This window comes from Botrimarina mediterranea (assembly GCF_007753265.1).
Taxonomy (GTDB): Bacteria; Planctomycetota; Planctomycetia; order Pirellulales; family Lacipirellulaceae; genus Botrimarina; species Botrimarina mediterranea.
Genome location: NZ_CP036349.1, coordinates 2,154,528 through 2,167,179, shown reverse-complemented (window position 1 = coordinate 2,167,179; position 12,652 = coordinate 2,154,528). Strand labels below are relative to the sequence as shown.

Here is a 12,652-nt window from a genome sequence, read left to right as displayed (position 1 = left end):
AAGCGTGTGCGAATTCCGTTATCCTGACTACTCTAAAGGTACCGCCACGCGGGCCAATTAGTGGGCTACTTCTACCGGCTCGCTCTGTCACGGAACATGAGATCAAGGCGCCTCTGGATGTTTTCGCTTTTTGTATCGTTGTTTGCTGCGCCCGACACGCCGCGTTCGAAGCACCGCGTGCTCGCCGCGGAGCCGCTTGAGAAGCGCGAGCTGCTTGATGCCGCTGGCCTCGTCCCCGTCGGCGCCCAGCCCGATGGCGCCCTAACGGGCAAGGTGGTCTACCTCCATGGCGGCCACGGCATCACCAACAGCGGCAACGGCTGGGGATACCAGCGTCCGCTGCTGCTGGACATGATCGAAGACCACGGCAACCAGGACCAGATGTCCGAACTTGCCGAGTCGCTCTGGAACGCCGGGGCCACGGTTGTGCCGCTGCGACCAGTTGGGCACCAACTCAACGAAGCGGTGCTCGACAACGACGACGCCGGCGTCACGTTTTCGGGCGGCTGGAGCAACAGCACGTCCTCGATCTACTTCGGCGACGCCGGCGACGTGCCGTACAGGTACGCCTCGACCTCGCTGACCGAGACCGCGACGGTGCAATACCGCCCCGACCTGCCCGAAGCAGGTTTCTATCCCGTCTACACCTGGGCGCGGCCTGGCACGGACCGGGCGACGGATCAACTCTACCGTGTTCACCATTCGGGAGGCGCCACCGAAGTGAAGGTCAACCACCAGATGGTGGGCAACGGCTTGGTGTATCTCGGCACTTACTACTTCGACGAAGGGACCGAGGGGTATGTCGAGATCTCCAACAAGTCGAGCGAAGCGGGCAAGGTCGTCATCGCCGACATGATCCGCTTCGGCAACGGCATGGGCGACATCGCCGTCGGCGGCTCGATCTCCGGTGAGTCGCGCGAGAACGAGGCTTCTCTCTATTGGCTCCAGTGGCACGTCCAGCGCAGCCAGGGCATTTCGTCGAGCACCCACGGGACCTCGACGGTTTCGGCGCCGACGCGCTACGCGACCTTCATGAACCAGCAGGGCATCGGCTCGCTGTCCGACCGGGTCTTTATCAGTTACCACTCCAACGCCGGCGGCGGTCGAGGCACGGTGAGCCTCCACAACACGGGTAGCGGCGGCGCCACGCCGAACCAGCTCCTCTTGGCTCAGCTGACCGGCAAGGAAATCAACGACGATCTCGTGGCGCAGAACGGCGAGTTCGTCGCCAACTGGTTCAACCGCAACAACAACATCACCTATCAGGCCGATTTCAACTACGGCGAGATCAACAACTCCGTCATCAACAACGAGTTCGACGCCACGATCATCGAGGTCGCGTTCCACGACAACGCGACCGACGCCTCGCTGCTGCGCGACCCGAGTCTACGCGAAGCCGTCGCCAAAGCGACGACGCAATCGCTGGTGAATTACTTCCGCGCCGTCGATGGCGCCACGACGCCAGACATCGACGCCCCGCCGACGGTCGCGTCGCTGAGCGCCGAGTCAAACAACCCCGGAGAGGTTACGCTCCAGTGGTCGCCCGGGACGCCCTCCAGCTTCGCCGGCGGCGCGCCCACCGGGTACATAGTCTACGCCTCGACCAATGGCTACGGCTTCGACGGAGGGACCTACGTCGCCGGCGGCGCCACGACCACGCACACGCTCACCGGCCTGACGCCGGGCGAAACGTACTACTACCGTGTCGTCGCGGTGAATGGCGGTGGCGCGTCGGCGGGCTCGGAGGTCGTCGCGGTCAAGCCGTCGGCCTCGACCGAGCGCGTGCTGATCGTCAATGGCTTCGACCGCGAAGACAACTCGATGGTCGAGAAAGAGCAGTACCGCAACAGCCCGACGCTCACGTCCGATCGGGTGCGGCTCTACGGCGGCAACACGCGCGACTACGTGATCGAAGTCGCCACCGCAATGAAAGCGGCCGGCTCGACCGCCGCGATCGCCAGCGCGTCGAATGAAGCGGTCGGCAGCGGTGCGGTCGACCTCGACGACTACGACGCCGTCGTCTGGATCGGCGGCACGGAGTCTTCCAAGGACCAGTCGCTCAACGCCGCCGAGCAGTCGGCCGTGGCGGCGTACCTTAGCGGCGGTGGCAAGCTGTTCATCTCCGGCGCCGAGATCGCCTGGGACCTCGACAACCTCAACAACGGCCGCTCCTTTTACAACAACTCGCTGAAGGCCGACTATGTGGCCGACGACGCTGGCACATACAGCGCCGCGGGCGCGGTGGGCTCGATCTTCGAGGGCCTGAGCGTGCAGTTCGACGACGGCTCGGCGTCGTTCGACATCGCCTACCCCGACGTGATCGCCCCGCTCGGCGGCGCGACCACAGCTCTGGGCTACAACGGCGGGGCGGGCGGAGCCGCGGCGATTCAGTACGGCGCCGTTTCCGGCCAACAGCTCGTGGTGATGGGCTTCCCGTTCGAGTCGCTTACCGGAGAGAACAACCAGCGCGACGTGATGGCCCGAGTGCTCGACTACTTCGGGTTGTCTACCGAAACGGTAGAGACTGTCTCCCAGGTGCTCGACAACGACAGCGGCATGCCGGTGTACGTCGAGTCGTCCCCGTGGAACACGCTCGCCGAGCCAGGCATCGGCGGTGGCGCCCAGAAGTTTACTCTCATCGGCACGCCCACCACCGCCACCTGGTCGGGGATGCTCCCCTTCGCGGGGGAAGCGGAGGTCTTCGTCCAGTACGACGCCGGTTTCAACCGCGCCACCGGCGCGCACTACACCGTCACCGTTGGCGACGAGTCGCGGAGTGTCGTCATCAATCAGCAACAGAACGATTTCACTTGGGTTTCGCTCGGCACATTTTCAGACGCGTCGGGCCCCGTCACCGTGACGCTCGACGCCGCGGCGTCGACAGGCGCCAACTTTTCAATCCTGATTGCCGATCAAGTGCGGATCGATGTCAGCGGAGTCTCCCCCGACCCTAATGGCGACTTCAACCGTGATGGCGTCGTCAACGCCGCCGACTACACGGTGTGGCGCGACACGCTCGATCAGTCGGTCGTCCCGTACTCGGGCGCCGACGCCGATGGAAGCGGTTTCATAGACGCCGCTGATCGCCAAGTCTGGCTCGACACCTACGGCATGGTCATCTCGCCACCTGCCGCCGTGACCTACTCGAATTTGTTAACTTCGTCCACGAGCCAAGCATTGCCGGTCGCCGTCGAAAGTTCGGCGACTTCAACGCCTATCGCTCGAGTCGTGGTTGGCGCCCCCGTAGATGTCGACTCGACGTCTGCGGCGACACGCATGGGCCGAAACCACTATCAGCCGACAGCTCGTCCTGCGGCATTCGATGCGGCCTTGCTGCTGCTCACCGACGACGGTGACGCCTCGCCAGCTTTGCCTTCTATTGAGACGCAACGGCGCTCCGGCACTGCGCATTTCGAGGAGATTGCCTCGGAAGGACTTACCGAAATCTGGTCGGCGTTCGAACGGAAGTTCTGACGTGACAAGGGTTTCTGATCGTGGGTATCCGCTGCGCACTTCGGTGATAGTGCTGCGCGGATTAGATGAAGAGTTTGGGAACTTTCTCGTTAGCCTAAGGAGTGCTGGCTTTTCTTTTCTGCTGCGAGACACCGTCACCCCCCCGACGGCCTGCCACAACCTTGACCCCCCCCTGGACCCCCCCCAGCAGGAACTTCCAAAGATGAAGCGACAATTCATTGCCTTTTCGGCCGCGGCTGCGGCCGCGGTAGGCCTAGCAAGCGATTCGTTTGCCGCCTCCTACGCCTCAGGCCTGCGGAACACGGGCGGCAACAACTACGAGTTCGTCCTCAACGAGGCGGCGACCAACGTCACCATTAACTTAGGCGGCGGCGGTTCGACGGACCTCGGCGCACTGCCTGCCGGTCGGCACACCTTCAGCGCCGCCGGCGCGTTTGACATCGCCGTCGCGAGCAGCTCGACCCCGGGCTTCACCCGTCTCGACGATGAAGCCAACCTTTTTACGCATTTCGAGCGTCCCGGCGGTTTGGCCGTCAACACCAACCCGGCCAGCCCGTATTTCGGCACGATCTACGTCAACCAAAACCGTAGCGAAGTCTCGGCTGGTGTCCCCGTGCTTACGGTTTCAGGACGGGAGATGGGCAACGGCGTCTACTCGCTGACAGCTGACCGCCTGGGTGTGAATCTGACCGACTGGACCGTTCCCGCGGACGCGAACGACCCCACGCTCGCCAAGCTCCCCCCGGGCATTCAAACCTCCACCACCAGTTCCAGCTCGATCTACCGTATCGGTATGGACGACGGCGGCAACCTGCTGCTGTCCGACTGGACCGATGCGACCGGTGGCCTCAAGGTGATGTCGGCCGACCTGACAACCGGTGGCGTCTTGCTCCGTGGTGAAGGCGGCACCCGGCCTACCATTCCGCTGAGCGATGACTCGGACGAGTTTGGCCTGCTGCCGCTACACGGCTCGATCAATGGTCGGCCGAATGCTACCGGCACCTGGGGCGTTGACCTCTCCGTCGCCGCGATGGACGAGGACATGGACGTCGATCTGGTGCTCAACACGGCCAACGACGGCAACAGCGTTTGGCGGTGGAACGTTGGTTCGACCCTGACCGACTTCGCCGGCGCCCCGACCCTGGAAGTCGGCGTCGGCTCGCTGACGTCTCCTGGCGCCACGACCGGTCAGCACACGGACGGTTCCCCCGTGTTCCTCAACCTGAACGTCGGCGTTACCGCGAACGCTCACTACAATGAGCACTTTGACAAGTGGTACCTGTCGGGTTCCCGCTTCAATGGTGACGATTCTTCAAGCCTTGTCATCCTTACTCCGGAAGGCCCTGGCGGCGATGGCAAGGACATCGTTGTCGATTGGTCCTCGAAGCAGTTCTCGATCGACAACGGACTGGACGGCTACGTAGACGTAACCGACCCGATTTTTGCAGCCTCAGAGGATGTCGCCAACGACATCTTTCGCAACGCGCACAACGTGTGGTTCTCGCCTGACAACACGAAGATGTATGTTCATCGTCGTCAGGTTCTGGGTGAGAACCCGATCCTCGGCGCCGATAGCGGCTTGGGCGCGAAAATCCTCGAGATCCCGCTGGATGAGAACGGTCTGCCGGTCATCGGCATCGACGACAACGGCACTCCTGAAGACACCTCGGATGACTTCCTAACAGGTATCACCCCGATCTTCACTCTTGCTAACCAGGGATCTGCCGGTTCTTTCAGCGATATCCAGACCGATGCAGCGGGCAACCTCTACTACTCGGAGAACGTCTCCGAGCGGCTCGAGTACTACTCGCGCGGCGGCAGCTTCATCGCCACCACCGGCAGTGGGGGCACCTTCTCGCTCCTCGAGCTTGAAGTGTTGGCCGGGGACTACAACGGCGACGGCACGGTCGATGCGGCCGATTACACCGTCTGGCGTGACAACCCCGAGGCCAATGGCGGCGATGGCGGTTACTTGACCTGGGCCAACAACTACGGCGCCACCTCGGCTCCTTCGAGTTCGGCGGCCGTCCCCGAGCCGACCGCCGCGCTGCTGTGCTTGTTTGGCTTGGCGGGTCTGGCGACTCGTTCACGCCGCTAACCGATTGAATGTGACTTGACGACGCGTGGCGGGCGCTCCGCCCGCCACGCGTTTTGATTTCTTCTCGCCTCTTTGGCTACAGGACATCGATAAGCTTCGCTGCAGGAAAAGAGTACAGGCGCGCTACCCGGCATCGGCTTCGCTCATCCGAAGTCGAATCACGACAGGCCTTCAGAGACCGAAAGGTTCCTTCGCTAGGAGAGCGGCATGCTGCATCGAGAAATGAAAATCTCGCGCGCCACATCTGCAAAACGTCTTGCTTTCACTCTTGTCGAGTTGCTGGTGGTGATCGCCATCATCGGCATCCTCGTGGCGCTGCTCTTGCCGGCCGTCCAGGCAGCTCGAGAGGCCGCCCGCCGCGCCCAGTGCATGGCGAACATCAAGAACGTCGCGCTGGCGGTTCTAAATTACGAGTCGGCGAGGAAAGAGTTTCCCGCTGCGATCTCGCAAGAAACTCCGATCACCAACCTCGGCGTCAACGTCACCTACGACAGCACCTGGCTGATCGACACGCTGCCGTACCTCGAATCGCAAGCGGTCTACGATCTCATCAACCCGGCGCAGAATATCCCCGGCGGGACGCTCGCGCAAACGACCGCGGCCAACTACACGAACATCCAGGCTCGCAGTTCGGAAATCGCGGTCCTCAAGTGCCCTTCGGACCCCAACAACGCCGTCCCCTTCAGCAGCAACACGCTGGGCTCCGACTGGGCCCGTGGCAATTACGCAGGAAACATCGGACCAGGTGAGACCTACAACTGGGCGGGTAGTACTTCGCAAAGCCCAGGAGCCATTCTGTCGAACGGAGCCAATGGGACGACAGCGGGTTCGCCAAACCCGATGTGGAAGGGAACCTCAACCAACGTCAACTGGCCTACCAATGTTAAGGGTGTGTTCGGGCCCAACTCGACCGTAACTATCGCGAAAGTATCGGACGGCACAAGCAAGACCATGATGATCGGTGAGGTCCGGGCCGGCGTCGCTGTCGGCGACCCGCGCGGCGTCTGGGCTTTACCGTACGCGGGATCGAGCACCCTCGCCGGACACGGCTCGGGCGGCGACGCCAACGGCCCCAACAATTGCTTCCCCCAGGGAAGCGCCGACGACATGTCGTCAACCCTGCTCGACAGCAGCTTCGCCTGCTCCGCCGCACTCCTGGACGAGTGCATGACCTGCACCAAGCAGAGTGACGCCTATGGATTCTCTCAGGCAGCTCCGCGCAGCCTGCACCCCGCGGGCGTAACGGTCGCCATGGTCGATGGCAGCGTCAAGTTCCTCTCGGACGACATCGAGACCACCGGCTTTTTCGGCCGCTGCTGCGCTGCCTGGGATCACATGATCATGATCTCTGACGGCGAGTTCCGGCCGGCGACTGCGGGTCGTTGAGAAAAAGGGAGTGTCGAGGGCTTAATCGAGACCGAACTGTCACGTCCTCAGTGCGTAGAACTTAATACCAATCCGTAGAATTGAGCCCCAATAGCCTCACTCGTTGCCGCTTGCTCTGTCTCGGCGCGGTCATCTCCGTGGCCGTCGGCTGCGGCGGTCCTACCGCCCAGGTGAGCGGCCACGCCCGATTCGATGACGGCTCGCCGATTAAAGGGGCGGTCCGCTCGATCATCTTCGTGCCGACCGACGACACGACGGCCGAAGTCCGCCAGTCGGCGTCGGGAAGCATCGCCGATGACGGCTCGTTCACCCTGGTGAGGCGGAAGGCGGGCGACGGCGTCTACAAGGGCAAGTACGCCGTCACGTTTATGATCCTCAAGGACCCCAAGGCCGGCGGCCTGCTGGTCCCCGAAAAATACACCTTCCGTGACGACACCCCGTTCACGGTCGAGGTCACAGGCGATCGCGACGATTTGTTGTTTGAGTTGGAGAAACCGTAGCCCGTCTCCCCGCCACACAGGTGTGGCTTGGCGTGGCTTTCCTTGAGTGCGAATTGAGAAGGGCTTAGGAGCGATCGATGCGTAAGACGGACCCCCACAACACAACCGCCCGCCGCGGCTTGACCCCCTTGAAGGGCTTCACCCTCGTGGAGCTCTTGGTGGTGATCGCCATTATCGGCATCCTGGTGGCGCTACTCTTGCCGGCGGTCCAGGCCGCCCGCGAAGCGGCCCGGCGGAGCCAGTGCAAGAACCAGCTCAAGCAGATGGGCTTGGCGTGCTTGCTGCACGAAGACACCCACGGGTTCTTCCCATCCGGAGGCTGGGGGACGCGTTTCTCGGCCGAGCCCAATCGCGGCTACGGCGAAAAGCAGCCCGGAAGCTGGTACTACAGCGTCTTCAGCTACCTTGAAGAGAACGGCCTACGTGATCTCGGTCGCGGCCAAGCGGTAGGCAGCCCAGACTGGCAAGCGTCGTTGCGTCAACTGGTTGCGACACCTGTTGGCACGTTTAACTGCCCAAGCCGGCGGGCGGTTGCCGTTGGCGTCGCCGGCGGCCACGGCGCTGAGTTCGCGTTCTTGAATGGGGAGCCCGCCGCGAAGGGAGACTACGCCGGCAACAGCGGCGACTCGAAACGACACGCTAGTTCGGGTCCCACATCAGCCGAGAATATCCCCGTGCCAGGCAGCTTGGCGACGGCCGCTGCTTTCGATTGGCCCAACACGTCTGCAATTCAGATTGGGCTTTCTGAAAATGGGAACTATCAAAACGGTGTCATCGGTTTCCACAGCGAGGTCAAACCCGCTCAGATCGTTGACGGCTTGAGTAAGACGTACTTGATCGGTGAAAAGTTCGTCGCGCCGAAGGTTTACGCCGATCCTTCGGCCTACGGCCCGAACAGTGTTGGCCGCTACGGCGACAACCAATCGATGTACTCCGGATACGAATGGGACAATCAGCGAGTTGCTTACCGTCCTCGCCATTCATTGTCGGTCTACGGCGCGAACGATCCAGAAGACTTTCAGCCCTCCGCCGACAACGACGCGGATGAGATCAAGACCGTGTCAGCCTTTGGCAGCGCCCATGCCGGCGGCCTTAACATGGCGTTCTGTGACGGTTCGGTACAGCAAGTCTCCTACGACATCGATCCGACCTTCCACCGGGAGCAAGCGATTCGTAACGACGAGGGCGACGTCAACGCCCATATCATCACGGCCGGCCGCTGAGCGGTCGCCTGCCCTGCCGTATTGGCAGGGATTGCGGGTATCACGATCGATTGCGGCGATAACTTCTCAGAGCCTGCGGGGAACCTCTCCCCGCAGGCTTTTTTTGTCGCGCGGACGGGATGACCGGTGTCAGCAGCTTCGGAAATGCGCGAAGGGGCGACAGACTTGCGCAGTAAAAAGGGCGCGGATTTTGGAGCGGCTGCTTACGATGGGAAGTGTTGGAGAACGCCGGCGTCGTCACCCCTCGCCGCGATCCAACCGACACCTCATCCCCTTAAGCGTCAGCGATGACACGCCCGACCGGGCGGCGCGGTCGAGGCCGACGCTTGACGACTTACCCAGGCCACCCGAGAAACGCCAGGACCCCTCCTATGAAGATCGGAACATTGAGTCGTGCGGCCTTCGCCCTTGTTTGCGGAGCCTCCCTTTGCGGCGTGGCCCCGGCTGTCAACGTTGTCCTCCTCAATGAGGACTTCGAGTCTTACAGCGACACGTCGGCTATGAAAGCCGTCTGGTCGATCAACGGCGCCGATAACGGGACGCTCGTCGACGAGACCTTCACGCAATTCGTCAGCCTCGATGATATCGAGCCGCGTCCGATTGGCGCCCAGGCGTTCCCCGAGGGGGGCAAGGGCGTTGAGCATCTTGGCCAAGGTGTGCTGGAACTGGACCTAGCGGCCCTCAACGGGGGCTCACCGCTGGTCCCGACCGCAAGCCAGTCGATCGTCCTCGAAGGGGACATCTTCGATGTCGGCGCCCTCGGCAACAAGCGCCTAGCGGTCGGCATCCGCAACACGTCGCCGGCCGAAAACATCATCGAAGCCGGCCTCTACAACGGGGACCTCTCCGGCTATCAGCACCGCGGCATCCTCTTCCCCAGCACGGTCGAGAACCCCAATCCCAACTGGGCGGCGTGGGAACTGCCGATCGAGCTCGACCGCGTTGACGACGCCGACGAGATCGTCTCGATCGCCGACATCGGCCAGGCTTGGCACAACTACCGGGTCACGGTGACGCCGGAAACGATCACCTACGAGATCGACCTGAAGCGCGACGGCATTAACGCCGCTACGGGCGAGGCCGGTTACGACGGCACGGTCACCTACGAACTAGCCTCGACGGCGGGCGGCTACAACAACGTCCGCTTCGGCGGCCCATCGAATGTGTCGTCGCTCGGCAACGGATTCTACGGCGGCGCGATCTTCGACAACATCAAGGTGTCGCTCGTCGACGCCGCGGCGGAACCATTGGTCGGCGACTTCAACGGCGACGGCGCCGTCGACGCCGCGGACTACACCGTCTGGCGGGACACGCTGAACACCTCCGTCACCGCGGGCACCGGCGCTGACGCCAACGAGAACGGCATCATCGATGGGCCGGGCGCCGGCTCGGATTACGAATTCTGGGCGACCAACTACGGCGCGACTTCGACTCCGGCCGCTTCGGGTTCGGTCACGATCCCCGAGCCGACAAGCCTGGCGCTGGTCGCTCTGGGCCTCGTTGCCGTGGCGCGGCGCCGCTGAGAGAAGTCATCGTCCGGCGTCGGGAGAATGCCTCCCGGCGCCGACGACGGCCTCCATTCGGAACGACCGAGGCGGCGCTCTCGAAAGAGATTGCGGACAACCTCCCCGGGGGGTTCAGACGTACAGAGAGGAGATGAACGTGTTTCTGCGGGGTGGACCCAGGCGGGCCAGCGGAAACACGCCATTAAGAGCGTGAGAGTGGAACAGGCAGCGGCAGCGTCACAAGGAATCACTATGCGTATGAACGGAGCAAGCGATCGTCCCTCCCGCGGGGGTTTCACTCTGGTGGAGCTCTTGGTGGTGATCGCAATCATCGGGATTCTGGTGGCGCTACTGCTCCCGGCGGTGCAGGCGGCGCGCGAAGCGGCGCGGCGCAACTCGTGTGTGAACAACCTCAAGAACTGTGCGCTTGGGGCCATCACTTACGAGGGCACCTTCAAGAGGTTCCCTCCGGGCATGCGTTACTCGACCCGTCCTGAAGTTGGCTACAACGGCTTCAGCTGGCAAGTCGAGGTGCTCCGCTATATGGAAGAATCGGCGATCGCCGATTTCATCGACAACGAAAAGGCGAAGGCGCTTGCTGCCGACCCTGCACGCCCCTTAAATCCATACGACGACGTCCTGGATCCGGCGACCTTCGAGGTCAGCAGTATCTATGAATGCCCCTCTGACGGTGACGCCACGGACAACGTGCCCGGACTCGGCGCTACCGGCCGCGGGGACCCGGCGTCGAACTACTACGCGGTCATGGGTGCTGGGCGTACTCGCAATCTCGACTTCGATAGCGATCCCCGCATAACGGCCGAAGCGGGAGTCGATTACAAGGGGACGCAGCCGCTCGACGGCATCATGCTGCCCGCTAAGGGAGCGCGTACTGCCGAAGTCTCGGATGGATTGAGTAAAACGCTACTGATGGGCGAGCGCTGGTACCAACTTCGGAAGTGGACCGTCGGCGGATACTGGGCTCTGACGACGCTAGACGCAGCCGATCGAGCTTACATGATGGCTCGCCGTACCAATGGCGTTTTTGCTGAGCCGGACCGCCCCATCGGCGGGTCGATCTTCTCCACCACCGCTGTCAGAGGCCCCTACACGCCGAGCGCCCCGCTGAGCAAGATCGGTTACTACTTCGCTCACGAAGATTGGAACCGGCCGGGTCCAGTTCCGCCTGGGGTCGCCCAGGATATGACTACTAACGAGCTGCCTTTCGGTAGCTTCCACCCCGGCGGCGCCAACTTCGCTTACGGAGACGGCAGCGTCCATTTCCTGCGGACGGATATCGATCCGGCTTACTGGGTATCGCTCGCCACTCGCAACGGCGGCGAAGCGATCACCGACAATTGACCCCATCGGCGGGCGTCGCCTTTTATTGGCGGCGCCCGCCGAAGCTGTTTAATCTGAATGGAGCGTTGCGGATCGGAAGCCCCCCTCGCCTTTACTTCCTTGCCTGTTCCCCTTTGATCCTGAGGTAGACTAATGAGACGCATCCTTGCTTGTGCCGTCGCCGTCATGGCGACCCCGGCGCTCTCCAGCGCCGCTGTCATCTTCGCGGACGATTTTGATTCGTACGCCGACACCGCCGCCCTCGGCGCCGTCTGGACGCTCAGCGAAGGCACGCTCGATGCCGCCAACGGCAACCCGAGCCAGTCTTTCAACCATCCCGGCACCGCGGGTGCTTTCACCGGTGGCAACACCAATACCGTCAGCTTCCCGACCATGTACCCGGGTCCCGGCGAGAAGCTGATCCTCTCGGGTGACTTCTACGACGACGGGACGAGCGAGAACAAGCGCGTCTCGATTGGGCTCCGCGACGCGGCCGGCGCCAACATCATCGAGATGGGCATGTACAACAGCCCCGCCCACTACGCTATCCGCACCGTTCTGTTCGGCGCGGGCAGCGACGCCGCCTGGGTCGCCATGCCGGGCACGCCGACGTTCGAAGGCGTCAACGTCTCGGTCGAGGGCTGGCACAATTTCCAGGCCGAGATCACCGACTCGGACGTGACCTTCATGCTCGACTTGGGCGATGACGGGTCGATCGACTCGACATACACGGCGACGATCCTCCAGAACGGCGCCTTCGGCTTCAATCAAATCCGCCTCGGCGGCCCCTCGGACCTGAGTTCGGCTGGCGGCGGGGTGAAGTTCGACAACATCAGCCTAACGCTGGTCCCAGAGCCCACCACGGCCCTTCTGGCGGCCTTTTGTGCCGTTGGGGTAGGAATGTGCCGTCGGCGCTAATCGACGCAAATTCAAGCCATTAAACGCTATCTGACGACGACGCCCCGGCCCCTGCGGCCGGGGCGTTTTTTTGTTGGGGGACGGGCGCGGTAATTAACCCCCGGTCATTGACCGGGGGCTAAATGGGGTGTTCGGGACCGCAAAGCGAAACGCGTACTCCAAAGGCCGCAGGACCGTCACAACCGGCGTTTCCGGCCCCTGTGGCGG

At 62.8% G+C, this 12,652-nt stretch carries 8 protein-coding genes; all 8 read left to right on the top strand.

Translation table 11 applies throughout. The annotated features are described in order from the left end of the window. The first annotated feature begins 117 nt into the window (after positions 1-117). The 8 genes from Spa11_RS08700 (at position 118) to Spa11_RS08665 (ending at position 12,445) form a co-directional block, all read left to right on the top strand. A complete protein-coding gene (locus Spa11_RS08700; protein ID WP_197529846.1) occupies positions 118-3,474 on the top strand; it encodes a golvesin C-terminal-like domain-containing protein in 3,357 nt (1,118 codons plus the stop codon). A gap of 202 nt (positions 3,475-3,676) precedes the next feature. Then, complete coding sequence (locus Spa11_RS08695; protein WP_145110849.1) at positions 3,677-5,572, top strand: hypothetical protein; 1,896 nt, start codon at positions 3,677-3,679, stop codon at positions 5,570-5,572. Between the two features lie 207 nt (positions 5,573-5,779). Continuing rightward, positions 5,780-6,958 (top strand): DUF1559 family PulG-like putative transporter, encoded by a 1,179-nt coding sequence (locus Spa11_RS08690; RefSeq protein WP_145110846.1) that lies wholly within the window; start codon positions 5,780-5,782, stop codon positions 6,956-6,958. Between the two features lie 110 nt (positions 6,959-7,068). Next, complete coding sequence (locus Spa11_RS08685; RefSeq protein WP_145110844.1) at positions 7,069-7,458, top strand: hypothetical protein; 390 nt, start codon at positions 7,069-7,071, stop codon at positions 7,456-7,458. Between the two features lie 77 nt (positions 7,459-7,535). Continuing rightward, positions 7,536-8,681, top strand: coding sequence for a DUF1559 domain-containing protein (locus tag Spa11_RS08680; protein ID WP_145110841.1), 1,146 nt, complete (start codon positions 7,536-7,538; stop codon positions 8,679-8,681). A gap of 371 nt (positions 8,682-9,052) precedes the next feature. Then, positions 9,053-10,204: a PEP-CTERM sorting domain-containing protein gene (locus Spa11_RS08675; protein ID WP_197529845.1), complete on the top strand. Its 1,152-nt coding sequence runs from the start codon at positions 9,053-9,055 to the stop codon at positions 10,202-10,204. A 234-nt stretch (positions 10,205-10,438) separates the two neighbouring features. Then, complete coding sequence (locus tag Spa11_RS08670; RefSeq protein WP_197529953.1) at positions 10,439-11,548, top strand: DUF1559 domain-containing protein; 1,110 nt, start codon at positions 10,439-10,441, stop codon at positions 11,546-11,548. Positions 11,549-11,680: 132 nt separating this feature from the next. After that, positions 11,681-12,445: a hypothetical protein gene (locus Spa11_RS08665; protein WP_145110831.1), complete on the top strand. Its 765-nt coding sequence runs from the start codon at positions 11,681-11,683 to the stop codon at positions 12,443-12,445. Positions 12,446-12,652 lie beyond the last annotated feature (207 nt).